Below are 24,824 nucleotides of genomic sequence, written 5' to 3' on the forward strand. Positions count from 1 at the left end.
AGGGTTAAGTGGGCGTTAATAAATGTGGCGACGGGTGCGGATTGGAGCAATTTTCAGGACGGCTTTCCGTCCGGAATTACACCGAAACAAAGAGGCAGGCGGTTTGCCGTTTTCGTGAGGACCGAGAAACGCCTCAGGCTCGCGCCTTGACGTTGAGCGTCTCGGGCACCGGCGTCAGCGGCCGGCGGTCGGTAAACCACGACACGAGGTTGTCGACGCACAGATCGGCCATGGCGCGGCGGGTGTGGACCGACGCCGAGCCGACATGCGGCAGAAGCGAGGCGTTGGGAGCATCGAGCAGGGCCTGCGGCACGTTCGGCTCGTCGGCAAAGACGTCGAGCCCGACGGCTGCGATGGTGCCGCTCTTGAGGGCGGCAGCAAGGGCTGCCTCGTCCACCGTCGAGCCGCGGCCGATATTGACAAAGACGCCGTTCGAACCCAGCGCCGACAGGACCTCGGCATTGACCGCTTTCTCGGTGGAGGTGCCGCCCGGGGCAATGCAGATCAACGTGTCGACGGCTTCGGCAAGCCCTTTCAAAGTGGCATGATAATCGTAAGCCAGGCCTTCGACCTTGCGGCGGTTGTGATAGGCGATCGGCAGGCCGAAGGCTTCAAGGCGACGGGCGACGGCCCGGCCGATGCGGCCCATGCCGAAGATACCGACGTGGCGGCCACGCAATGTAAGCCGGCTCAGGCGATAATTGCCCTTCGTAACCCAGTCGCCGTCGCGCAGCCATTTCTCGGCGGCGTAGAGCTCGCGCACAGTGTTGATCAGAAGGCCGATGGCAGTATCGGCGACCTCCTCGGTCAAGACATCGGGCGTGTTGGTGACCATGACGCCGCGCTTGGCCGCATGATTGGCGTCGACCGAATCATAGCCGACGCCGAAACTGGCGATGATCTCAAGATTGGGCAGCGCATCGATCATCGCCGCGTCGATGCCTGCATAGGAGGCTATGCCGCGCACCGTGGCGCGGATCTCGTCCGTAACCAAAGACGGATCGGCGCGTTCGATCCGCACACATTTGAACGCCTCGTCGATGCGGCCGAGGGCATGGTCGTTGAAATCGCCCGGCACAAGGATGGCGACCGGCAATTTTCCTTCGGCCTTGCTCATGCACGCTCCACCGGCTTGCCGGTCGACTGCCGCACATGCAGTTCCGGCTTGATCAGCTCCTGCGAGGGCCGCACTGCCTGTCCGTTCAATTTGTCGAGCAGGGCGCTGGCGGCGCGGCGGCCGACCTCGCGCTGGCCGTTCCAGACCGTGGTCAAGGCCGGTGTCGCGATTGCCGCCTCCTCGAGATCGTCATAGCCGGTGACCGAGATATCGACGCCCGGCACGAGGCCGGCGCGCGCGATGCCGTTCATCAACCCGATCGCGACCAGATCGTTCCAGCAGCAGGCAGCGGTGGGCCTGTCTTTCAGCGCCAGAAACTGTCCCGAGGCCTCGAAACCCGCCTGCTTGGTGCGCGGCCCGGGAATGCGCCAGGACGGCTTCACCTCCAGGCCGGCCGCCTCCATCGCGTTGAGATAGCCCTGGTAGCGGTCGCGGCCGGTCGAGGTCTGGTCGGTGCCGCCGACCATGGCGATGCGCTTGTGGCCGAGCGAGATCAGATGATTGGTGGCAAGCGCGGTGCCATAGGCATCGTCGCCGCGGAACACCGGCACATCGGCGCCGGCAACGGTGCGCGCGATCAGCACTGCCGGCAGGCCGTTTTCCTCGGCCATGATGATGTCCTCGGCCGGCGTGCCGATGGCCGGCGACATGATGACGCCGTCGGCGCCCAGCTGCAGCAGCGTGTCGATGAAGGTGCGCTGCTTTTCCAGCTGGTCGTAGTGGTTTGACAGGATGAAGGTCTGGCGGCTGCGGTCGAGCTCGCTTTCGATCGAGCGCAGGATCTCGGCGAAGAACGGGTTCATGATGTCGTGCACGACGACGCCGACGATGCCGGAGCGCGAGGTGCGCAACGAGGCGGCGCGGCGGTTGTAGATATAGCCGATGGCGCGGGCGTGTTCCTTGATGCGCTCGCGCGTCGTGCCGGCGACCAGCGGGCTGTCGCGCAGCGCCAGCGACACCGTTGCCGTGGACACGCCGAGCGCATCCGCGATCGTCGAAAGCTTGATCTTCTGTGCCAGTGCCCTTCGCTCCCCAGGGTCTTTAAATTTTTTAAAACGGCCTTATGCCACCGGATTCGGCGCAAATCAAAGTTTTTTCGCCAGCGCCTCGGCCTCGGTGTCGAGCGAGGCGGAGTTGCGGACGCGAAGCCGGTGCTCGCGATGGATGATGTAGAGCCCGCTGGCAACGATGATGGCGGCGCCGAGCAGCGTCCAGCGGTCGGGGAACTGGTGGAAGATCAGCCAGCCGGAAATGATCATCCACACCATCTGCGAATAGGGATAGGGCGCGAGCTGGGTCGTGGTCGCCAGACGATAGGCCCGGACCAGCAAATAGTGGCCGCCGGCGCCGAAGACGCCGAGCATCAACAGGATGACCCAGTGCCAGCCATCCTGCGGCAATGACAGCGAGAAAGGCAGCAGCGGCAGGAGCAGCACGGCGGGTGCCAGCGCCGAAAAGAGGATCAGGCTCTCCGAGGTCTCCGTCGACGACATGCGCCGCGTCATGATCACGTAAAAACTGTTCGACAGCATCGAGCCCAGCGCGAAGAGATGACCGATGCCGAACACGCCGACGCCAGGCCTGGTGATGATCAGCACGCCGACGAAGCCGGTGAGAATCGCCAGCCAGCGCCGCCAGCCGGCCCATTCGCCGAGCAGCGGGCCGGCAAGCGCGGTGATGACCATCGGGCCGAAGAAATAGATCGACGTTGTCTCGGCCAACTGCAGCGTGCGCAGCGCCAGGATATTGAACATGGTCGAGCCGAACAAAAGGACGCCGCGCAAGAGGTGCGCCGGCAGGTTGTTGGCGCGGAAGCGAACCGGCTCGCGCCAGCCGCGCAGGAAGATGCCGACCAGCAGGACATGCACGGTGAAGCGGGCCCACGCGACGATCAGCGCCGAGACGCCGGCCAGCACCAGATATTTGCTGGAGGTGTCGAGAAAGGTGAAGCAGACATAGACGCACAGCATCAGAAGCATCGCCGCGGGCGGCGTTGCGCTGTCGTCATTGTTTCTGGGAGTGCTCAAGGTCGGGCCGAAGGAAGATAGACGGTACCCTTCTGAGGCAATCGGCCCTTGCCAGCAAGCCAAAAGCGACTGGCCCAACAAGCGCTTCGGACAGGCTTAGAGCGCATTGTTTCTTGGCGATGGCCTGAACAGTTCGCGCAGTCGTCATCCACGGGCGAAGCAAGGAGCGAAGCGACGCGCGCAGACCCGAGGATCCATGCCGTTACATTGACGCTCCGCCAGCGGCGCAGAATTCTGCCCCGTTGCACACTCCGGCTAAGGTCACGGAATGGATCCTCGGGTCTCCGCGTCCGCTTCGCTCCCGCTCTGCCCGTGGATGACGAAGTTGGTGAGTTTGCTGCCAATCTCGGCGGTTCAAGATGGCATAAATCAGCCATGCATGCGGGCGCCCTTGGTGATCTTGTCGACGAGCTTTTTCTCGCCGCGCATGGCGATGCCGACGACCTTGGCGTCGTCCGGGGCGAATTCGGCGAAGACGGCGCGGTTGGCGAGGTCGTGGCCCGTCGCGAACATCTCCTCGACATAGGCGGATGTCGTCACGCCGCGTTCCAATGCCCGGCGGTGAACAGTACCCAGCGTCGCCGCATCGGCTGACAGGACAATGACCGGCTGGATCGACATCGGGTTGTAGAGGTTGCCGGCACGATCACGGTAAGCCTCGCCGATGATTTCGGGGAACTGCGCAACGATGCCGCTGGTCAGGAACGCGGTGACGTTGAGCTTCTGCCACACCGGCAGGTCCTCTCTGAGAACAATTGCAATTTTCGTATCGAACACCAAGATTGAGACTCCGAGACGGCCCGTGACGGGCGGGACAGGCAATGGCGCAGGCTCTAAGCGAAGAAGCAAAGGAAGGTCTTGAACGTTCGTGCGCGGATGCGACCAACGGCGATCGCATCGTTTCGGCTCCGGGCGGCTCGGGTCTCGAACGCATCGAGGCGCGCTTCCATGGCAACGCCTTCGAGCTGCACCGGCACGACACCTATGCCATCGGCGTGACGCTGAACGGCGTGCAGCGCTTCCATTATCGCGGCGCGCTGCAACACAGCCTGCCCGGTCAGGCGATCGTGCTGCATCCAGACGAATTGCACGATGGCGGCGCCGGCACGGAAGACGGCCTGCGCTACAGGATCCTGTATCTGGAGCCGTCCCTGCTGCTCGACTGCCTCGATGGCGAGCCGCTGCCTTTCGTCCGCGACGCCGTGGTCGACGATCCATGCTTGCGCGACACGTTGTTGTCGGCGCTGGCACCGCTGGACGAGGCACTCGGCGACCTGTTCGTGGCAGATTTCGTTGCGCAGCTGGCGCAACACCTCAAACGCCATGCCGGGCAGCCGGCAAAGTCAACGGGCAAGACCGCATGGCGCGCCGCCGCGCTTGCCCGCGACTATCTCGAGGAGAATGCCGAGCGACCGGTGCGCTCCGATGAGCTGGAGGCCGTCACCGGCCTCGACCGCTACGCGCTGTCGCGCCATTTTCGCGCGACCTATTCGACCAGCCCGCATCGCTTCCTGCTGATGCGCCGGCTGCAAAAGGCGCGGCGCATGATCGCCGAGGGCGAGTCGCTGGCGGAAATCGCCGCCGGCGCCGGCTTCAGCGACCAGAGCCATTTCAACCGGCATTTCAAGAAGGCGTTCGGCATGACGCCGGGGCGCTGGGCAGCGCTGGTGCGCGACGCGTAAGCGCGACGCGCAGCGTCGTCGCTCAGGCGCGATGCGCAGCATCGTCGCCCTTTCCGCTAAGCCGTTGCTTAGATGGCGTGTGGAGCGACGATGCTGCGCATCGCGCTTAGCTCGAGACGACGCTTTGCGTCGCTCGTTAATGGGAACGTCTCGCGGTTGAGCGATGACGCTCACGCGTTACGCTTCATCCAACTCCGCGTCATCGTCGATCAGCACCAGATCTTCGTTCGATAGATTCGCCTCGATGCGGGCGAGCAGCTTGAACAGCGCCTTCTGGTCCTTCTTGTCGAGGCCTCTCAGCGCCTGTTTCTCGGTCTTCTTGACCGACTTCTCGATGGCGCGGATGGTTTCGCGGCCGGACTCGGTGAGGAAGATATGGGCCTGGCGGGCATCGGCGTTGGAGGCGCGCTTTTCCAGAAAGCCCTGCGCCTGCAGCCGGTTGATGGTTTTGGTGATGGTCGGCGGGCGCACGCCGAGCCGGCCGGCGAGGTTGCCGGGGGTCTGGCCGTCCTCGCGGTCGAGCGCCAGCATGATCTGGTCCTGGCCGGCATAGAAGCCGTGCGCCAGAAGCCGCGCGGCGAGCGCTGTACGCGCCAGCCTTGCCGCCGAATGCAGCCGGCTCATTGTCGCTGTCTTGTCCGCCTTGGCCATGGTCGTTCCCTCTTCGGCCGAACCGGCGCGGACAAGCATAGAGGCTGTCCGACGGCTGGCAAATGACGATTTAAAGAGTCCGGCTTGCGGAACGCTTTGCCGGCAAGCATTGCGGTGCCCGCGCAGGTGATGCCAGATGTTTATTTCAGTTAGATGACAAACGACTTTTGCACCGGCGAGATTCACAGCGGACGCTGATGAAGGCGCTTGGGCGCCCGAGCGGCTCCTGCGTCTGGCCTGCCTCGGCCGCCGCCGATCCGTGCGTGGCGCCGCTCCGCTTGGAGGGTCGGCCTGGCCCATCGGTTTGGCGCGTGCAAAAGCTCGACACCCATCCTATATCAGGCCGACAATCCAGGATTTTCGAGGCAACCATGAGCGACGCACAGACGCAAATCCCCGTAACCGTTCTCACCGGCTATCTCGGCGCGGGCAAGACGACGCTGCTCAACCGCATCCTGTCGGAGAGCCACGGCAAGCGTTACGCCGTCATCGTCAACGAGTTCGGCGAGATCGGCATCGACAACGACCTGATCGTCGAGTCCGACGAGGAAATCTACGAGATGAACAATGGCTGTGTCTGCTGCACGGTGCGCGGCGACCTGATCCGCGTGGTCGAAGGCCTGATGAAACGCCCGGGCCGCTTCGACGCCATCGTCGTCGAGACCACGGGTCTTGCCGACCCGGTGCCGGTGGCGCAGACCTTCTTCATGGATGACGACGTGCGCACCAAGACCAAGCTCGACGCGGTGGTGGCGCTGGTCGACGCCAAGCACCTGCCGCTGCGCCTGAAGGATTCCAAGGAAGCCGAGGACCAGATCGCGTTCGCCGACGTGGTGGTGCTGAACAAGACCGACCTCGTCACGCCGGACGAGCTCGAAAAGGTCGAGGCGACGATCCGCGCCATCAACCCGGCGGCAAAAATCCATCGCACGCAGCGTTCCGGCGTGGCGCTTGACGAAGTGCTCGACCGCGGCGCCTTCGACCTGTCGCGGGCATTGGAGAACGATCCGCATTTCCTCGACGCGCACGACCATGACCATGACCATGACCATCATCATGATCATGACGGTCACGATCATCACCATCACGATCATGCTTCCGACATCCATGACGTGACGGTGAAGTCGGTGTCGCTGCGCGGCGGCGAGATGGACCCCAAGAAATTCTTTCCCTGGATCGAGAAGGTGACCCAGATGGAAGGACCGAACATCCTACGGCTGAAGGGCATCATCGCGCTGAAGGGCGACGAGGACCGCTATGTGCTGCAGGGCGTGCACATGATCCTCGAAGGCGACCACCAGCGCGCCTGGAAGGATGGCGAAAAACACGAAAGCCGGCTGGTCTTCATCGGCCGCGATCTCGACGCCGATCGGCTCAGGAAGAGTTTTGAGGCCTGCCAGGCGGCTTGATTTCCTGACTTTCAGGCGCTAGCGCTGCCCCTTCGTCCTTCTCCCCTTGTGGGAGAAGGTGGCCTCGCGAAGCGAGGTCGGATGAGGGGTGCTCCAGCTTGGCAAGGACGGCAATCCGTCCAACACCCCTCATCCGTCTTGGCGCTGCGCGCCAATCCACCTTCTCCCACAAGGGGAGAAGGAGGAGCCACATCTAGCCGCGCCGGCTATCTCGAACGGATCGTTTGCATGCCCACAGTCGCCCCGCTTGATCTCGAAGGCCATTGCGTTGCCGCCGTCTTCTTGAACGACGTGCCGCATTTCGCGCTCGCCGACGGTGCGATCCACCGGCTCGACAATGGGCACAAGACGGTGCGGGCCAATGACGGCCTGCTCGCCGCCTTCCATGACGCGGCCAACGACCGGCTGATCACCGGCGGCGAGGATGGCAAGGTGTCTGCCGTGAAGGCCGGCGGCGAGGTGAGCGAGCTGGCCAGCGCCGGCAAAAAGTGGATCACCAGCGTCAGCGCCGGGCCGCAGGGCGCGATCGCCTATGCTTCGGGCAAGACCGCCTTCGTGCGTTTCGCCGATGGCAAGATCAAAGAATTTGCCCATCCGCGTTCGGTGGAGGGGCTGGCCTTCTCGCCCAAGGGCATGCGTTTCGGCGTCGCCCGCTACAATGGCGCGACGCTGCATTTCCCGGCCGCCGAGGGCAAGCCGGTGGAGCTCGAATGGGCCGGCGCCCATACCGGCATCACCTTTTCACCGGACGGCGCCTTCCTCGTCACCACCATGCAGGAGAACGCGCTGCATGGCTGGAAGCTCGCTGACGGCAAGCACATGCGCATGTCGGGCTATCCGGGCAAGGTGAAGAGCCTGTCCTGGAGCGTGAAGGGCAAGTGGCTGGCGAGCTCCGGCGCGCCGGCGGCGATCGTGTGGCCGTTCGCCAGCAAAGACGGGCCGATGGGCAAGGCGCCGCTGGAGCTTGGCACGCGCGGCAATACCATGGTGACCTGCGTCGCCTGCCATCCCAGCCAAGATGTCACGGCCATCGGCTATGAGGACGGCATGGTGATTGCGGCGCGCTTCGCCGACGCCAAGGAGGTGCTGCTGCGCCGGCCCGGCACGGGCGCCATCACGTCGATGATGTGGGACAAGGAAGAACGCCGCATCGTCTTCGGCAGCGCCGCCGGCGACTGCGGCGTGATCGATATCACGGCTTAAGGGGAGTAAGGCAGTAGGGCAGTAAGGGAGTAGGGAAATAGCGCTTGAAAGCCACCCTACTGCCTACTGCCTACTGCCTGAGGGGGACTTCATGCATTCAATCGACCGGACTTCCATCGGCGGCATCGACGTCGCCCGCATCGCCGAATTGCGCGAGACGGAGGCGGCCGCCTTCCGCAAGGCGCGGCCGAAATCCGAGGCGAAGCTCGGCAACGGCATTGCCGGTTTCCTCGGCGGGGTGCCGATGCACTGGATGAGCGACTGGCCGACGCCGTTCCCGATCCTGGTCGACGGCGCCAAGGGCGCTACCATCACCGACATCGACGGCAATAGGCTCGACGATTTCTGCCTCGGCGACACCGGCTCGATGCTCGGCCATTCGCCGCCGGCGGTCGCCCGGGCGATCCGCCGGCAGGCCGCTCGAGGCTTGACCTATATGCTGCCAAGCGAGGATGCGCTGGCGATCGGCCCACTGCTTCAGCAGCGCTTCGGCCTGCCCTACTGGCAGATCGCCACCACCGCCACCGACGCCAACCGTTTTGCGTTGCGCGTCGCCCGCGCGGTGACCGGGCGCGAGAAGATCCTGGTCTTCAACGGCTGCTATCATGGCTCGGCCGACGAGACGATGGTGCGGCTGATCGACGGCAAACCGGTCAACCGGCCTGGGCTGGCCGGCGAGTTCCGCGACCTGACGCGAGCCACGAAGATCGTCGAATTCAACGATGTTGCAGCCTTGGAAGCAGCACTTGCCGACCGCGACGTCGCCTGCGTCATCACCGAGCCGGTGCTGACCAATTCCTGCATGGTGCTGCCGGAACCGGGTTTCCACGACGCGCTGCGGCGCCTGACCCGCGCGGCCGGCACGCTGCTGCTTATCGACGAGACGCACACGATTTCGACCGGCCCGGGCGGCTATACGCGCAAGCACGGGCTGGAGCCGGACCTGTTCGTGCTCGGCAAGCCGGTGGCCGGCGGCGTGCCGGCGAGCATCTGGGGCATGAGCGAAGAGGTCGCCACGCGCTACGGTTCCTACAACCGGGCGAAGGAGCCCGGCTATTCCGGCATGGGCACCACGCTGTCGGCCAACCCCCTGCAATTCGCGGCAATGCGCGCCACTCTGGAAGAGGTGATGACCGAGGCAGCCTACGCCCATATGGACCGGCTGGCGCGCCGCCTCGATGCGGGACTCTCCGCCGTCATTCAGCGAAACAAGCTGCCCTGGCATGTCGCGCGGGTCGGCGCCCGCGTCGAGTTCATCTGCGCGCCCGGACCGCTTGGGAACGGCGGCGAGGCGGAACAAGCGCATGCGCCGGAGCTAGAAGCCGCCATCCATGTCGCGCTGGTCAATCGCGGCGTGCTGATCGCGCCGTTCCACAACATGATGCTGATCTCACCGGCAACGACTTCGGCGCAAGTGAGCCGACTGATCGCCGCCTTCGCCGCGGTTGCGGGCAAGCTTGCGGCGTGAGAAAAGCGGCGATGGACAATCTGAACGCCGCTACCACCTCTCCTTCCGGCTCGACTCCCGCCGAGGCGAAGGCGTTTCTCGACGCGCATCCTGAGATCGAGGCGTTCGACATCGTGCTCACCGACGCCAACGGCATCGGCCGCGGCAAGATCGTGCGCCGGCACGAGCTGATGGGCATTTTCGAGAACGGCCGGCATCTGCCGATCTCGATCCTCGGCCTCGACATCACCGGCGAGGATGTGCACGAAACCGGACTGGTGTGGGACACCGGCGACGGCGATCTCAGGGCATGGCCGATCCCCGGCACGCTGGTCCCGCTCTTCGGCACCAACCCGCCGCGCGGTCAGGTGCTGATGTCGATGCACCACCTCGACGGCCAGCCGATGACCTCCGACCCGCGGCTGGTGCTGGCAAGGCAGGTGGAACTGCTGGCGGCACGCGGCCTGCATCCGGCCGGCGCCTTCGAGCTCGAGTTTTTCCTGCTGTCCAATGAGCGCGACGCGGATGGCAAGGTTCAGCCTGCCCGCGCGGTGCTTGACGGCCGCCGCTCGGCCAAGACCGAGGTCTATTCGGTCGACCATCTGCATGGCATGGAGCCGCTGTTTTCCGACATCTACGCAGCCGCGAGGGCGCAAGGCATTCCAGCCGAGACGGTGATTTCCGAGTACGCGCCCGGCCAGTACGAGCTGACGCTCAACTACCGCAAGGACGTGATGAGGGCGGCCGATGATCTCGTCATGCTGAAGCGGCTGGTGCGGGCGCAGGCGCGGCGGCACGGCGTCACCGCCTGCTTCATGGCCAAACCCATCGAGGCCTATGCCGGATCGGGCATGCATTTCCATGTCTCGCTGCAGGACGATGGCGGCCGCAACGTCTTCACCGAGGCAGCCGGCGAGAAATGGTCGCTAAGCCTGCTCAACGCGCTTGGCGGCCTCATCCACACCATGGCGGAATCCATGCTGGTGTTTGCGCCGCACGCCAATTCATGGCGTCGCTTCGTCTCGCAATCCTATGCCCCCGTGGCGCCCAGTTGGGGCGTCAACAACCGCTCGGTGGCGCTGCGCGTGCCGGCGGGCGACGCCAGGAACCGCCGCATCGAGCACCGGCCGTCGGGCGTCGACGCGAATCCGTACCTTGTCGCCGCAACGGTGCTGGCAGGCATCGTCAAGGGCCTGGACGAGGGTCTGGACCCTGGCCTCGAGACGACCGGGAACGGCTATGAACAGGCAACGGAGAAATCGAGCATGCCCGCCGACTGGCGCGCCGCAATCGAGGCGGCCAGAGGCTCCGATTTCCTGAAGTCGGCGCTCGGCCCCGACCTGCACCGAACCTTCGTGGCGATCAAGCAGGCGGAATATCTGCGCGTTGCACGCACCGTCAGCGAGCTGGACTATCATCTCTATCTGCATGAGGTTTGATCACAGGGCCTGACAGGCGCGGCAATCACGTTTTGCCGACGGCAGGAGATGCCGAAGAAATATTGGCGGAACCTTCCCGCGGCCTCGCTCATTCCAGATTTGACAGCAGGAGCAGACAGAGCCGCGTCAGAGATGATCGACCGGATTCCAACCACCCCAGTACCGCGCCACGCCAAGGTGAAGGCCAAGCACTGGCCAACGCCCGAGCCGGCCGATGTGGTGGCGCCTGAAGCCGACGATATTCCGGAGTTGCGCGAAGAGGCGAAAGGCTGCCGCCGCTGCCCGCTTTGGCATGACGCAACGCAGACCGTGTTCGGCGAAGGACCGGAAAGCGCGGACGTGGTCTTCGTCGGCGAACAGCCAGGCGATCAGGAGGATCTGGCCGGCAAGCCATTTGTCGGCCCGGCCGGTAGAATATTCGACAGCATCCTGGACGACGCCGAAATCGATCGCCGCAAGGTCTATGTGACCAATGCGGTCAAGCACTTCAAATTCGAACCGCGCGGCAAAAGGCGCATCCATTCGAAGCCCAATGCCGGCGAAATCCAGGCCTGCCGCTGGTGGTTGGACAAGGAGCTCGACCTCGTCAAGCCGAACCTCGTGGTGGCGCTCGGCGCGACGGCGGCGCAGTCGCTGCTCGGCAAGGCCGTGCCGATCACCAAGATGCGCGGCGATGTGATCGAGCGCGAGGATGGCTTGCGCGTGTTTGTGACCATCCACCCCTCCTTCATCCTGCGCATCCGCGATCATGAGGACAAGGAGGCGGAGAGGGACCGGTTTTTGCAGGATATGCGGAAGGTGAAGGGGCTGATGAGGGCGTGATCAATTTAGGCGCCCGAACGAGCCTCGCGTAGACGCACGTATCCTGCGACTTAGGAGATTGGCCGAAACGCTCGTCGCTTCGTCATCCACGGGCGGAGCAAGGAGCGAAGCGAAGCGCGCAGACCCGAGGATCCATTCCGTGACTTCGATGCGCCGCAACGGTTCAGAATTCTGCTCCGCTGCATTCCTTGCCCGACGTCACGGAATGGATTCCAGGGTCTTCGCGACGGAGCTTCGCTCCTGCTTCGCCCTGGAATGACGGCTTTGCCGCTAGCGGATAAGAATTGCCCTCAGATCATTCACATTCGTGCCGGTCGGCCCCGGGACGAACAAATCTCCGACCGCATTGAAGGCCGTCCAGGCATTGTTGCCGGCGAGCATCGCCTTGGCGTCCACGCCTGCCGCGCGCATGCGCGCCACGGTCGAGCCGTTGGCGAAGGCGCCGGCATTGTTCTCCGAGCCGTCGATGCCGTCGGTGTCGGCGGCCAGAGCGTGGATGCCGTTCACGCCGTCGATGCCGATGGCAAAGGCGAGCAGGAATTCCGAATTGCGGCCGCCCTTACCCTTGCCGCGCAAGGTAACCGTCGTCTCGCCGCCGGAGAGGATCAGCACCGGCTTCGCGAAGGGGCGATTGCGCGTCGCCACCTCGCGGGCGATCGCGGCGTGGACGCCGCCGACCTCGCGCGCCTCGCCCTCGATCGCGTCCGACAGGATGACGGCCTGAATGCCTTGCCGCTCAGCCTCGGCGGCGGCGGCTTCCAGAGAGACGCCGGCCGAGGCGGTCAGGTGCACTTCGTTGCCGGCGAAACGCAGATCGTCGGAGCGCGGCGCATCGGCGGCCGGAGACTGGATATGCGCCATGACTGAGGCCGGCAGCTTCATGCCATAGGCGGCGATCGAAGCCAGCGCATCCGCGCGGCTGCCGGTGTCGGGAACGGTCGGTCCCGATGCGACCAGCGCCGGATTGTCGCCGGGAATGTCGGACACGACCAGCGACACGACACGCGCCGGGTGCGCCGCGGCCGCCAGGCGTCCGCCCTTGATGGTCGAGACATGCTTGCGGATGGTGTTCATTGCCGCGATCGGCGCGCCGGAGGCAAGCAGCGCCTCATTGACGGCGATCTCATCGCCAAGCGTCAGCCCGGGAGCCGGCGACGGCAGCAAGGCCGAACCGCCGCCGGAAATCAGCGCCACCACCAGATCCTCTGCGGTCAGACCCCGCACTTTCTCCAGCAGCCGGCGCGACGCCTCGAGACCGGCGGCGTCCGGCACCGGGTGCGCCGCCTCGATGATCTCGATGCGCTCGCATCTGGCGCCATAGCCGTAGCGGGTGACGACTAGCCCGTCGATCGGACCATCCCAGACCTTCTCAAAGGCGGCGGCCATCTGCGCCGAGCCCTTTCCCGCGCCGATGACGACGGTGCGGCCCTTCGGCTTCGCCGGCAAATGATTGCGGATCGTCTTTTCCGGGTCGGCGGCGGCGACGGCGGCGTTGAAGATCGATGTGAGGAAGCTTTTCGGGTCGGTCATTTTTCTTCCGGCGGCAGCGCAAGCCCGCTCGCATCGATGCCAAGATGGGCGCACAGCGCGTCGACCACGACGCCGTGGTCCTCGCGCTCGGGCAGGCCCGAAACGGCGATGACGCCGATCACCCCGGCGCCCTTCACCGTGAGCGGAAAGCCGCCGCCGGCCAGCACATAATCGGCAATGTCGAGCGCTTCGCCGACCTTGAACGTGCGGTCCGGGCGCTGCTGCTCCAGCACCAGGCGATAGGTGCTTCTGAGATAGCGCTTCACGACATTGATCTTGCGCCGCGCCCAATCGGGATTGGAGGCGTTGGAGCCAGGCATGGCGGCATAGAAGAGCGGCCGATCGAAAGTCCTGATGTCGACGATGATCGGAAGATCTTCCTTCAGCGCCCGGTCCCTGATGGCGGAGCCGATTTCGAAAGCCACGGCCTCGTCGAAGGCCGGAAAGACCAGCGTGGCTTCCTGTTTCTTGATCAGAGCGATGTCGTCGGCGGTGGCCATGTCTCTTTCTCCGAAATCCCACCGTCGTTTGTACGACAAGCTCTGTCTGGTCAAGCATTCGTCGCAGACGCGCCAGGGTCGACCCCCACTCCGTCGAGCTTCGCTCGACACCTCTCCCCCGATCGACGGGGGAGAGGAAAGGCGCGAAGCGATTCAAGCTGGCGCCTTTCCAGTTGGCCCCTTTCCTCTCCCTCCGGAGGGGGGAGAGGTGGCGCCGCGAAGCGGCGACGGAGTGGGGGAACCACTTGGCAACCAGGCGCAGTCATCATCTTGCCCTACTCGAAGATCTACCCCATTGTCGGGACTTATCCCGCCACAATCGCGCTCTTCGCCGGCCGGCCTGCCACATAGACCTCGCGCACGGCACGATCGTCGCCCAGCGTCTGCAGCAGGAAGAGCTCTTCCGCCAGCGTCTCCACAGTCTCCATCCTGAGCCGCATGCCCGGCGTCGCGTGGGCGTCGAGCACTACGATGTCGGCATCGGTGCCTTCTTCCAGCGTGCCGACCTTGTCGGCCACGGACAGCGCCTCGGCATTGCCGCGCGTCAGCTGCCAGAAGGACTGGAAGGGGTTCAGCTTCTCGCCGTTCAGCGCGATCACCTTGTAGCCTTCATCCATGGTGCGCAGCATCGAATAGTTGGTGCCGCCGCCGACATCTGTCGCGGCCGCTATCCTGAGCGGCTTCTCGCGCCGGCGGTGACGCTGATAGTCGAACAGGCCGGAGCCGAGGAAAAGGTTCGATGTCGGGCAGAACACCGCCACCGAGCCCGATTGCGACAGCGCGTCGGCCTCGCGTTCCGACAGATGGATGCAGTGGCCGAGCAGGCTCTTTTTGCCGAGCAGGCCGTAATGTTCATAAACGTCGGTATAGTCGCGCGACCAAGGGTAGAGCTCCTGGGTGAAGGCGATCTCGGCGTGGTTTTCCGACAGGTGCGTCTGCATGTGGAGATCGGGATGCTCACGGCAGAGCACGCCGGCCATTTCCATCTGCTCGGGCGACGACGTGATGGCGAAGCGCGGCGTGACGGCATAGAGCTGGCGGCCCTTGCCGTGCCATTCGGCGATCAGCGCCTTGGTATCGTCATAGCCGGTCTGCGGCGTATCGAGCACGCCGTCGGGCGCATTGCGGTCCATCATCACCTTGCCGGCGATGTTGAGCATGTTGCGCTCATGCGACTCGGCAAAGAAGGCTTCCGCCGACGATCTGTGTACGGAGCAATAGGCCGCGACCGTGGTCGTGCCATGGCGCAGCATCTCGTCGAGAAACAGCCGCGCGATGCGGCGGCCATGCTGCGCGTTCTGGAACTTCGCCTCTTCCGGAAAAGTGTATTTGTTCAGCCAGTCGAGCAGCTCCGCACCGTAAGACGCGATGATCTGCATCTGCGGCACATGAACGTGGGCGTCGAGGAAACCCGGCAGGATCAGATGCGGACGATGGTCGATCGTCTCGATGCCGGTGCCCGCCTTCTTCAAGACCTCCGCATAGGAGCCGGCGGCGACGATCCTGCCGTTGTCGATCAGCAGACCGCCATCCTCCTCGTAGCGCCAGGCGGAATGGTCGTCGATCGCTTCGGGCCAGCGCAGGAAGGAGAGCGTGCGGCCGCGCAGAATTTTCGCTGTCATGCTTATTTTCCGGCGCCTTCGAACCAGGCGACCAGAAGGGCCCGTTCCTGGTCGGTTATGTGGCTGACATTGGCGGGCGGCATGGCATGCGCCCGGCCGGCCTGGATGTAGATCTCGCGCGCATGCTCGGCGATGCGCTCGTCGGTGTCGAGCAGCACGCCCTTCGGCGCATGGTAGATGCCTTCATAGACCGGCTCCTCCGTATGGCACATCGAGCAGCGGCCAAGCACGGTGTCGCGCACGGCCGGGAAATGGGCGGAGGCGATGTAGATCTGCGCTGCGGCGGAGGCGGCGGAGGTCTTCGGCTCGCCGGTCAGCACCTTCGGCACGGTCGACAGCCAGATGATGATCATGAACAGCACGGCAGCGCCCAGCCAGGTCCAGGTCGGGTTGCCCTTCCTTGCATGCACGGTGTTGAAATAGTGCCGGATCAGCACGCCGATGATGAAGACCAGCGAGGCGATGACCCAGTTGAACTCAGTGCCGAAGGCCAGCGGGTAGTGGTTCGACAGCATCAGGAACAGGACCGGCAAAGTCAGGTAGTTGTTGTGCAGCGAGCGCTGCTTGGCGATCTTGCCGTATTTCGGGTCCGGCTTGCGGCCGGCGATCAGGTCGGCGACGACGATCTTCTGGTTGGGGATGATGACCATGAAGACATTGGCCGACATGATCGTGGCGGTGATGGCGCCAAGATGCAGGAAGGCGGCGCGGCCGGTGAAAAGATGCGTCAGCCCCCAGGCGATGAACACCAGCACGCAATAAAGCACCAGCATCAGCCCGGTGTCGCTTTTGCCCAGCGGCGAGCGGCAGAGCAGGTCGTAGACGATCCAGCCGACGCCGATGGTGGCCAGCGACAAGAGGATGCCGACCGGCACCGAGATGTTGAGCACGTTGGGATCGATCAGGAAGAGATCGGCTCCGGCGTAATAGACCACGCAGAGCATGGCGAAGCCCGACAACCAGGTGGCGTAGGATTCCCATTTGAACCAGGTGAGGTGCTCCGGCATCTCGGCCGGTGCCACCAGATATTTCTGGATGTGGTAGAAGCCGCCACCATGCACCTGCCATTCCTCGCCGAAGGCTCCGGCGGGCAGGCCGGGCCGCTGGCGCAGGCCGAGGTCGAGCGCGACGAAATAGAAGGACGAGCCGATCCAGGCGATGCCGGTGATGACGTGCAGCCAGCGGACCGCGAAGCTCAGCCAGTCCCAGAAAATCGCGAAATCCATCATTGCACTCGTCCCTGCCGATGAGAGCGACTTTACGGTCTGGCGCGCAAACGAAAAGAGGCGAGGTGCGCGATGACTTTCAAAAAAAAATGGAAAATACTAGGGTTGCCCCGCTCAGCCTTTGAGAGCCACACATGGCCTATCTCGACAACATCGCTGTCTTCGTTCGTGTCGTCGAGCTCGGCAATCTGTCGGCGGCGGGGCGCGACATGCGCATTTCGCCGGCGGTCGCCTCCAACCGGATCAAGGAGTTGGAGAAGCATCTTGGGGTGCGGCTGTTCAACCGTACGACAAGGCAGTTGATGCCGACCGAGCATGGCACCGTGTTCTACACCGGCGCCAAGCAGGTGCTGGACGCGATCACTGAGGCGGAAGCGGCGGTCGCGGCGCTCTCCGGCCAGCCACGCGGGACCATCAGGGTCACGGCGCCGCTCGGCCTCGGCCGGAGGCTGATCGCGTCAGGCATCCCGGATTTCCATGACAAATATCCCGATATCGAGGTGAGGCTTCGGCTCTCCGACCACAATGTCGATATCATGAAGGAAGGCATCGACGTCGCCTTCCGGCTCGGAATCATCGAGGATTCGAGCCTCAGGATGCGCGGCATCATGGAATGCGAGCGCGTGCTGGTGGCGGCGCCGAAATACCTGGAAGCGCGCGGCGAGCCGACCGAGGCGCAGGAGCTCATCGGTAAAAAGCACGACTGCCTGATGCTGCGCTATGCCGGCGCGCGCGAATATGTCTGGACGCTGCAGACGCCGAACGGACCGCAGAAATTCGAGGTGCACGGTCCCTATGACACCGACGACGGCGACGTTCTGACCGGCTGGGCACTATCGGGGCGCGGCATCATCAACAAGCCGCGTTTCGAGGTCGAGCCGTTCATCCGCGACCGGCGGCTGAAGGTGATCCTGCCCCAGGCGCCGCCGACGCCGGTGCAGTTCGCCGCCGTCTATCCGCACAAGAAGCTGCAGGATCCGAAGGTGCGGCTGCTGCTCGACTTCATGGCCGAGCGCTGCCAGCGGCTGATCAAGGACCTCCTGGCCGGGAAGTAACGGCCGGTGGCGTCGCCATTCCGGACGGAATGGCTACGGCGAAAGGCGCCGACCCTAACTGCGGCGCATTTTGTCTGGAATTGCTTCAGATCAGTCCATTAGCCTGGCCGTTCCGGACACCCTGATCGAGCTGCCCGGCGCCGGCGGAATGTCGGCGTGAAGGCGCGAGCGCATGCCCATATCCTCGCCCTGGACGATATCGATCGCGCCGCCATGCGGCCAGCCGAGGTCGCGCAGGTAGCCGGCAAAGGCAGCGGTCGCAGCGCCCGTCGCCGGATCCTCGTAGACGCCGCCGGACGCGAAGGGATTGCGCGTATGAAAGAGGCGTGGCGTCTCGGCATAGGCGAGAAGGATGGTGACCAGGCCTTCGCGCCGCATGAAGGACTGGCCTTGCTTCAAGTCATAGGCCATGGCCGCCAACGCCTGGCGCGACTTCAGCGCCAGCACGAGATGATCGGCGCCGCCATGGATGAGCGCCGGCGGAATGGCGGGATCGAGATCGCCCGGCTCATAGCCAAGCAAGGCGAGCGCTTCGCCGACCAGTTCCGACGATGCGGCCTTGCTGCGCGTCGGTGGCGACTGCAGGGCGGCGGCAAAGTTGGCGCCATCGCGAAAGCCTTCGACGGTGATGCCGGCCTGGTTGAGAATCAGCCTGAAGATGCCGTCGCCGAACTTTCCGACCAGCGCCGCGCCGAGCGCGATCGTGGCATGGCCGCAGAACGGCACTTCCGACTCCGGCGAAAAATAGCGCACGCGCCAGACGTCGCCCGCGGGCGCCGCGAAGGCGGTTTCCGAGAAACCGACATCCGCCGCGACACGCTGCATGTCGGCGACGTCGGGCAGCGTCTCGCCAATCACCACGCCGGCGGGATTGCCGCCGGTGTTCCCGTCCGAAAATGCGGCGATCTTCAATATGTCCATGTTCCTGACCCCGTTATCCGTGAGGCGCAACAAACACGTTTCGCGCCGCTTTGGGAAATGAGGAAAGCAGCAAGCAGCGGTGAGCGCCAGTCACACCTGCAATCGGGGATGGTGCCCCTCGATCCAACGCGGAACGAAATTCTGGTCATCACCGTTCTGACGGTTGGCGGTCGTTCGGGCCGCCTTCAGCTTTCATCATGCGACGCAGCGGGACAGGAGCCGACCATGGACGCCATCGTCACCAAGAACGACCTCAAATCCGATGCCAAGAAGGAATCGATCGATCTGCTCAACGCCAGGCTTGCCGACGCCATCGACCTGGCGCTGATCACCAAGCAGGCGCATTGGAACGTCAAGGGCCCGCAATTCATCGCCATCCACGAGATGCTGGACGAATTCCGCGAGGAGATCGACGGCCATGTCGACATCATCGCCGAGCGCGCCGTGCAGCTCGGCGGCACCGCGCACGGCACCTCGCAGGAAGTGTCGAAGGCGACCAAGCTGAGGCCTTATCCGACCGACATCCACAAGACCAAGGATCATCTGGCGGCGTTGATCGACCGCTATGCCACGGCCGCCAAGCTGACCCGCGAAGCAATCGACGAGGCCGACGACGCCGGCGATCGCGATACGGCGGACATCTTCACCGCCTATTCGCGCTCGCTCGACAAATTGCTGTGGTTCCTCGAGGCGCACACGCAGGAAAAGGAATAGCCAGCCTTTCCTTGCGCGGCCGGTTGAATCAGCCGGCCATCGTCTTGTCGGCGCTGGCTGAGCTTGGCGCTTCCGCGGCGTGCGACACCAGCGCCGTCATGATCTCGGCGGCAGCAAGTGCTGCGATCACCGGCGGGCGCTTGTCCTTCACCGCATTGCCGCCGATCGGCGAGACGAGCCGAGCGAACTGCGTTTCGCTACCCTCGGCGGATTTCAGGAACCAGTTCCTGAAGGTCGCCTTCTTGGTCTTCGAGCCGATCATGCCGACATAGGCGCTGTCGTCGCGCTTCAGCGCCTCGGCGACGATCAGGAAATCCAGCGCATGATCATGGGTCAGGATCGCGAACGCCGATCCCGCCGGCGCCTCGCGCACCACGGCTTCGGGCAACGATGTCAGCCGCGTCTCCACCGTTTCCGGCATACCTTCCAGCGCCTCGGCGCGGGTCTCGACGACGAAGACATGGATCGGCAGCAGCGCCAGCGAAGCTGCCAATGCCTGACCGACATGGCCGCCGCCGAACAGATAGACATGCGGCAGACGCGCCTCTTCCGATTCAGCGTTGGCGATCAGCTGCTGCTCCAGCGAAGCATCGACGAGACGGATCGACACCTTCACGCGGCCGCCGCAGCATTGGCCGATCTCCGGCCCGAGCGGAACGTCAAGCGTTGCGCAGATCTCATCGACCTCGGTACGGGCTTCACCGGCCGGAGATCGCGACCGCTGCCCTGCATTCAATACCTGCCGCGCCTTGTCGATCGCCATATATTCGAGCTGGCCGCCGCCGATGGTGCCAAGAATCGACGATGCCGAGACAAGCATGAAGGCACCGGCTTCGCGCGGCGTCGAACCCTTCGTCGCCGCCACCTCCACCAATGCAGCCCGGCCGACCCGGCCGAGGAATTCCTTCAGCTGTTGCGCCTTCGAGTTCATCGTCTGCATTTCCACTTGGGAAATATAGGGTTTTTCCGCCCGAATTGCACGTTTTAAGCCGGCTTCGCGGCTTCCCGCTTCAACCTCTCGATCGCCATCAGCACCCGTTCGGGCGTCGCCGGCGCGTCGAGGCGCGGACAGATCTTGTGATCCGCGACGCTGGCCACCGCGTCCGACAGCGCATGCAGCACCGACATGCCGTGCGGCAGCGGCGGCTCGCCCACCGCCTTTGAGCGATGGATGGTCGGCTCATAGGCCGAGGACCAGTCAGTCAGCTTAACGTTGAAGATCTTCGGACGGTCGGACGCGAGCGGGATCTTGTAGGTCGACGGCGCATGCGTGCGCAGCCGGCCGCTATCGTCCCACCACAGCTCCTCGGTCGTCAGCCAGCCCATGCCCTGGATGAAGCCGCCCTCGACCTGGCCGAGGTCGATCGCCCGGTTCAGCGAACGGCCAGCGTCGTGCAGGATATCGGTGCGCTCGACGACATATTCGCCGGTCAGCGTGTCAACCGAGACCTCCGAGCAGGCCGCGCCATAGGCGTAATAGTAGAAGGCATGGCCGCGGCCTTTGCTGCGGTCCCAATGGATCTTCGGCGTCTTGTAGAAGCCGGCCGCCGACAACTGGATACGGTTGATATAGGCCTGCTTGACCAAGTCGTTGAAGGCCACTTCCTGATTTCCGATGCGCACGCGATTGGGCAGGAACACGATCTGGTCGTGCGGCACCTGATATTTATCCGCGGTGAAATCGGTCAGCCGCTTGCGGATCTGGCGGGCGGCGTCCTGCGCTGCCATGCCGTTGAGGTCGGCGCCGGAAGATGCGGCCGTCGGCGAGGTGTTCGGCACCTTGGCGGTGGTGGTGGCGGTGATCTTGACCCGGTCGAGGTCGATCTGGAACTCCTCGGCCACAACCTGCGCCACCTTGAGATGCAGGCCCTGGCCCATCTCGGTGCCGCCATGGTTCATATGGACCGAGCCGTCGGCATAGACATGCACCAGCGCGCCGGCCTGATTGGCCTCCGTCTTGGTGAAGGAAATGCCGAACTTCACCGGCGTCAACGCCAGGCCGCGCTTGATGAAACGGCTGTTGTTGTTGAAGGCGCTGATCTCGCGGCGTCGCCGTGCATAGTTCGCGCTTTCCTCCAGCTCGGCGACGATGCGCTGGATGATGCAATCCTCGACCTTCTGGTGGTAGGGCGTGACGCTTCGCTCGCCGATGGCCTCCATCGGATCGTAGAAATTGAGCTTGCGGATTTCGAGCGAATCCTTGCCGACCGCGAAGGCGACCTCGTCGATGACGCGCTCCGCGCCGACCATGCCCTGCGGCCCGCCGAAGCCGCGGAAGGCGGTGTTGGAAACTGTGTTGGTGTAGAGCGGCGCCGACTTCGCATGCACAGCCGGATAGAAATAAGCGTTGTCGCAGTGAAACAGCGCGCGGTCGCCGACGGGACCAGAGAGATCGGCGGAGAACCCGCAGCGCAGCGCGTAGGTGAAGTCGACGCCCAGGATATTACCCTCGTCGTCGAAGCCGACCTCATAGTCGATGGCGAAATCATGCCGCTTGCCGGTGGCGGTCATGTCCTCGTCGCGGTCGAGCCGGATCTTCACCGCGCGCTTCAGCTTCTTGGCGGCGATCGCCGCGATGGCCGCGCACTGATTGGCCTGCGTCTCCTTGCCGCCGAAGCCGCCGCCCATGCGGCGCACTTCGACTGTCACCGCATGGCTCGGCACGCCGAGCGCATGGGCGACCAGATGCTGCGTCTCGCTCGGGCCCTGCGTCGAGCAATAGACGATGACCTCGTCGTCCTCGCCGGGGATCGCCAGCGAGACCTGGCCTTCGAGATAGAAATGGTCCTGGCCGCCGAGCCACATGCGGTTCTTGATGCGGCGCGGAGCGGTGGCAATCGCCGCGGCGGCATCGCCGCGCTTCAGGATCAACGGCGTGGTGACCTGCTTGTCGTTGACCGGGTCGAGATTCCAGATGTCGATGACGGCCGGAAGCTCGTCATACTCGATTTTTGCGAGACGCGCCGCGCGGCGCGCTTCCTCACGCGTCTCGGCAACCACGGCGAAGATCGGCTGGCCGTAAAACTCAATCTTGCCCTCGGCGAGCACCGGATCGTCATGCATGTTGCTCGGCGAAACATCGTTCTCGCCGGGCACGTCGGCATAGGTCAGGACATCGACCACGCCCGGCGCCGAACGCACGGCCGACAGGTCGACACTTTTCAGCGTGCCGTGCGCGATCTTCGACAGGCCGAGGCCAATTTGCAGCGTGCCGGCAGGCTCCGGCATGTCGTCGATATAGACGGCGGCGCCGCTGACATGCTTGTGCGCGGAATCGTGCCGCTGGTCGGTGGCGACACCGCCGGCGATTTTTTCCGCCTTGAGGTTGGGAGTGGCGTGCTTGTTCATTTAGCCTCCTTCCCTTCTCCCCGTTCACGGGGAGAAGGTGGCCCGAAGGATCGGATGAGGGGCAGCGCCGATATTGACGAATTTGCGAAAAACGATCGGCGACGGCGCTGCCCCTCATCTGCCTGCCGGCATCTTCTCCCCGTGAACGGGGAGAAGGGTGCTACCAGCGACCGCTTGCCCGCGTTGATTCGCATCAGGCGGCCTCGTTGCGCGAGACCTGGAACGGCGCCTTCGTTCCGGTCGTCTCGATATAGAAGCGCAGCAGAAGGTTCTTTGCCGCCAGCGCCCGGTATTCGGCGGTCGCGCGCATGTCGGTCAGCGGCGTGAAGTCGCTGGCGTATTGCGCCATCGCGGCCTCTACCGTCGCTTCACCCCAGGTTTTGCCAATAAGCGCCTTTTCGACTGCCGCGGCGCGCTTCGGCGTCGCCGCCATGCCGCCATAGGCGATGCGGATGTCGGCTACCGCGCCATCCTTGGCCAAGGTCAGGTAGAATGCCCCGAGCGTCGCGGTGATATCCTCGTCGCGACGCTTGGTGACCTTATAGACGGCAAACTTCGTGTCCTTTGCCGGCACCGGCACATGCACGGATTCGACGAATTCGCCAGGCTGACGGTCCTGCTTGCCATAGGCGATGAAGAAGGTTTCGAGCGGTATGGTGCGGCGGGCCTCGCCCTTGCGCAGCGTGAGCTGCGCGCCGAGCGCGATCAATGGCGGCGGCATATCGCCGATCGGCGAGCCGTTGGCGATGTTGCCGCCGATGGTGCCCATGTTGCGCACCTGTTCGCCGCCGATGCGGTCGACCAGCGGTCCCAATGCCGGGATACGCTTCGACAGCGTCTCGAAGGCTTCGGTGTAGGTCACGCCGGCGCTGATGGTGATGACGCCGTCTTTTTCCGAGGCCGTACGCAAGCCGTCGAGGCCGCCGATAAAGATCGCCGGCGAGATGTCGCGCATATGCTTGGTGACCCACAGGCCGACATCGGTCGAGCCGGCGACGATGGTGGCGCCCGGTTCCTTCTCGAGCAAGACGGCGAAATCGTCGACGCTGGCCGGCACGATCAGCCGCGCCTTGCCCGACCCGATCTCGACCCTGGCGCCATCGCGCAGTACCTTCAGCCGCGCGGTGATGTCGTCGCGCTCCACGGCCAGCGGATCCTTAGCCGCCTTGCCGTAGCTCGAAATGGCGTGCGCTGCGCGCATGATCGCCTCATAGCCGGTGCAGCGGCACAGATTGCCCTGCAGCGCCTTTTCGATCGCCGCGTTGGACGGGTCGGGCGTCTTCATCCACAGCCCGTAGAGCGACATGATGAAGCCCGGCGTGCAGAAGCCGCATTGCGAGCCGTGGAAATCGACCATCGCCTGCTGCACCGGATGCAGTTTTTCACCGTCGCCGCGCAGATGCTCCACGGTGACGACATGGGTGCCGTCGAGCGAGCCCACGAAGCGGATGCAGGCATTGACGCTTTCATAGACGAGACCTTCGGTGGAGAGCTTGCCGACCAGCACCGTGCAGGCGCCGCAATCGCCCTCGGCGCAGCCTTCCTTGGTGCCGCGCAGCGAGCGGTTGAGCCGCAGCCAGTCGAGCAAGGTCGCATCGGGCGCGACGTCTTTCAGTGCCACGTCGCTGCCGTTCAGGATGAAGCGTATTTCGTTGCGGGTCTCAGCCATGTCTCAGCTCCCCCGATAGGTCGAGTAGCCGTAAGGCGAAATCAAGAGCGGGACGTGGTAGTGCCGTGCTTCCGCCATGCCGAAGCGGATCGGCACGATGTCGAGGAAAGCAGGTTGCGGCAAGTCGATCCCCTGGCCGCGCAGATAGTCGCCGGCGGCGAAGACCAGCTCATATTCGCCGGTGCGGAAATCGGCGCCGGCAAGCAGCGGCGCGTCGCAGCGCCCGTCATCGTTGGTGGCGACGGTCTTGAGATGCGTGCGGTTCCCGCCCTCGATGCGGAAAAGCCCGATCGACAGACCCTTTGCAGGCCTGCCGGCCGCGGTGTCGAGCACATGGGTCGTCAGGCGCCCGCCATCGGCTTTCGACGTCTCTGCCACTGGCCGCCTCCCATCCCGGTTCAGTTTCAGGTCAATTGTGCGCCAATTAAAGGCTATGCATAAG

The 24,824-nt window shown here is 64.4% G+C and carries 22 protein-coding genes; 8 read left to right on the plus strand and 14 right to left on the minus strand.

All coding sequences use genetic code 11. From position 1 onward, the window contains the following. Nucleotides 1-133: 133 nt before the first annotated feature. From LB526_RS18470 to LB526_RS18485, 4 genes are all read right to left on the minus strand, one after another. The gene (locus LB526_RS18470; protein WP_224629026.1) at nt 134-1,117 is read right to left on the minus strand and encodes a 2-hydroxyacid dehydrogenase; all 984 of its coding nucleotides are present in this window, start codon (nt 1,115-1,117) and stop codon (nt 134-136) included. Next, entirely contained in the window at nt 1,114-2,136 is a 1,023-nt protein-coding gene (locus LB526_RS18475) for a LacI family DNA-binding transcriptional regulator (RefSeq protein ID WP_095769389.1), read from the minus strand. Before LB526_RS18475 ends, LB526_RS18470 begins: the two co-directional genes overlap by 4 nt. A gap of 66 nt (nt 2,137-2,202) precedes the next feature. After that, the gene (locus LB526_RS18480) at nt 2,203-3,087 is read right to left on the minus strand and encodes a DMT family transporter (RefSeq protein ID WP_176477149.1); all 885 of its coding nucleotides are present in this window, start codon (nt 3,085-3,087) and stop codon (nt 2,203-2,205) included. Nucleotides 3,088-3,513: 426 nt separating this feature from the next. Next, nucleotides 3,514-3,921, minus strand: coding sequence for a DUF2000 family protein (locus tag LB526_RS18485; protein WP_224629028.1), 408 nt, complete (start codon nt 3,919-3,921; stop codon nt 3,514-3,516). A 44-nt stretch (nt 3,922-3,965) separates the two neighbouring features. Here LB526_RS18485 and LB526_RS18490 point away from each other — a divergent pair, with 44 nt between their 5' ends. After that, nucleotides 3,966-4,826 carry a helix-turn-helix domain-containing protein gene (locus tag LB526_RS18490; RefSeq protein ID WP_224629030.1) on the plus strand — a complete coding sequence of 287 codons (861 nt, stop codon included), beginning with the start codon at nt 3,966-3,968 and terminating at the stop codon, nt 4,824-4,826. A gap of 177 nt (nt 4,827-5,003) precedes the next feature. Here LB526_RS18490 and LB526_RS18495 read toward each other — a convergent pair whose 3' ends face one another. Next, nucleotides 5,004-5,477: a MarR family winged helix-turn-helix transcriptional regulator gene (locus tag LB526_RS18495; RefSeq protein WP_027169177.1), complete on the minus strand. Its 474-nt coding sequence runs from the start codon at nt 5,475-5,477 to the stop codon at nt 5,004-5,006. Nucleotides 5,478-5,848: 371 nt separating this feature from the next. On the opposite strand from LB526_RS18495, the gene LB526_RS18500 reads away from it, so the two are divergent. The 5 genes from LB526_RS18500 (at nt 5,849) to LB526_RS18520 (ending at nt 11,797) form a co-directional block, all read left to right on the plus strand. Further along, a complete protein-coding gene (locus LB526_RS18500; RefSeq protein WP_224629032.1) occupies nt 5,849-6,886 on the plus strand; it encodes a CobW family GTP-binding protein in 1,038 nt (345 codons plus the stop codon). Nucleotides 6,887-7,114: 228 nt separating this feature from the next. After that, nucleotides 7,115-8,089, plus strand: a complete 975-nt coding sequence (locus LB526_RS18505) for a WD40 repeat domain-containing protein (RefSeq protein ID WP_224629034.1) — start codon at nt 7,115-7,117, stop codon at nt 8,087-8,089. Nucleotides 8,090-8,180: 91 nt separating this feature from the next. Further along, a complete protein-coding gene (locus LB526_RS18510) occupies nt 8,181-9,557 on the plus strand; it encodes an aspartate aminotransferase family protein (protein WP_224629036.1) in 1,377 nt (458 codons plus the stop codon). Between the two features lie 11 nt (nt 9,558-9,568). Then, nucleotides 9,569-10,975: a glutamine synthetase family protein gene (locus tag LB526_RS18515; protein WP_224532614.1), complete on the plus strand. Its 1,407-nt coding sequence runs from the start codon at nt 9,569-9,571 to the stop codon at nt 10,973-10,975. Nucleotides 10,976-11,023: 48 nt separating this feature from the next. After that, entirely contained in the window at nt 11,024-11,797 is a 774-nt protein-coding gene (locus LB526_RS18520) for a UdgX family uracil-DNA binding protein (RefSeq protein ID WP_224629037.1), read from the plus strand. 270 nt (nt 11,798-12,067) lie between these two features. Here the strand turns inward: LB526_RS18520 and LB526_RS18525 are convergent, their stop codons facing one another. From LB526_RS18525 to LB526_RS18540, 4 genes are all read right to left on the minus strand, one after another. After that, nucleotides 12,068-13,327 (minus strand): glycerate kinase, encoded by a 1,260-nt coding sequence (locus tag LB526_RS18525; protein ID WP_224629039.1) that lies wholly within the window; start codon nt 13,325-13,327, stop codon nt 12,068-12,070. Then, nucleotides 13,324-13,827 (minus strand): heme-degrading domain-containing protein, encoded by a 504-nt coding sequence (locus LB526_RS18530; protein ID WP_224629041.1) that lies wholly within the window; start codon nt 13,825-13,827, stop codon nt 13,324-13,326. The genes LB526_RS18525 and LB526_RS18530 overlap by 4 nt, the downstream gene beginning before the upstream one ends. Nucleotides 13,828-14,132: 305 nt before the next feature. Further along, a complete protein-coding gene (gene guaD, locus LB526_RS18535) occupies nt 14,133-15,449 on the minus strand; it encodes a guanine deaminase (RefSeq protein ID WP_224629043.1) in 1,317 nt (438 codons plus the stop codon). 2 nt (nt 15,450-15,451) lie between these two features. Beyond that, nucleotides 15,452-16,678 carry a urate hydroxylase PuuD gene (locus LB526_RS18540; RefSeq protein WP_224629045.1) on the minus strand — a complete coding sequence of 409 codons (1,227 nt, stop codon included), beginning with the start codon at nt 16,676-16,678 and terminating at the stop codon, nt 15,452-15,454. Nucleotides 16,679-16,809: 131 nt separating this feature from the next. On the opposite strand from LB526_RS18540, the gene LB526_RS18545 reads away from it, so the two are divergent. Beyond that, on the plus strand, nt 16,810-17,730 hold the full coding sequence (locus LB526_RS18545) for a LysR family transcriptional regulator (RefSeq protein WP_140844725.1): 921 nt from the start codon (nt 16,810-16,812) through the stop codon (nt 17,728-17,730). A gap of 90 nt (nt 17,731-17,820) precedes the next feature. Here LB526_RS18545 and LB526_RS18550 read toward each other — a convergent pair whose 3' ends face one another. After that, nucleotides 17,821-18,651 carry a PhzF family phenazine biosynthesis protein gene (locus tag LB526_RS18550; protein ID WP_224629047.1) on the minus strand — a complete coding sequence of 277 codons (831 nt, stop codon included), beginning with the start codon at nt 18,649-18,651 and terminating at the stop codon, nt 17,821-17,823. Between the two features lie 225 nt (nt 18,652-18,876). Here LB526_RS18550 and dps point away from each other — a divergent pair, with 225 nt between their 5' ends. Further along, nucleotides 18,877-19,365, plus strand: a complete 489-nt coding sequence (dps, locus tag LB526_RS18555) for a DNA starvation/stationary phase protection protein Dps (RefSeq protein WP_140628686.1) — start codon at nt 18,877-18,879, stop codon at nt 19,363-19,365. Between the two features lie 28 nt (nt 19,366-19,393). Here the strand turns inward: dps and xdhC are convergent, their stop codons facing one another. The 4 genes from xdhC to uraH form a co-directional block, all read right to left on the minus strand. Beyond that, nucleotides 19,394-20,296 (minus strand): xanthine dehydrogenase accessory protein XdhC, encoded by a 903-nt coding sequence (gene xdhC, locus LB526_RS18560; RefSeq protein WP_224629050.1) that lies wholly within the window; start codon nt 20,294-20,296, stop codon nt 19,394-19,396. Nucleotides 20,297-20,349: 53 nt separating this feature from the next. Then, nucleotides 20,350-22,713 (minus strand): xanthine dehydrogenase molybdopterin binding subunit, encoded by a 2,364-nt coding sequence (xdhB, locus tag LB526_RS18565; RefSeq protein ID WP_224629052.1) that lies wholly within the window; start codon nt 22,711-22,713, stop codon nt 20,350-20,352. A 193-nt stretch (nt 22,714-22,906) separates the two neighbouring features. Then, nucleotides 22,907-24,382: a xanthine dehydrogenase small subunit gene (gene xdhA, locus LB526_RS18570; RefSeq protein ID WP_224629054.1), complete on the minus strand. Its 1,476-nt coding sequence runs from the start codon at nt 24,380-24,382 to the stop codon at nt 22,907-22,909. 3 nt (nt 24,383-24,385) lie between these two features. Continuing rightward, nucleotides 24,386-24,760 carry a hydroxyisourate hydrolase gene (gene uraH, locus LB526_RS18575; RefSeq protein ID WP_224629056.1) on the minus strand — a complete coding sequence of 125 codons (375 nt, stop codon included), beginning with the start codon at nt 24,758-24,760 and terminating at the stop codon, nt 24,386-24,388. Nucleotides 24,761-24,824 lie beyond the last annotated feature (64 nt).

The organism is Mesorhizobium sp. CA6 (assembly GCF_020165035.1).
Lineage (GTDB): Bacteria > Pseudomonadota > Alphaproteobacteria > Rhizobiales > Rhizobiaceae > Mesorhizobium.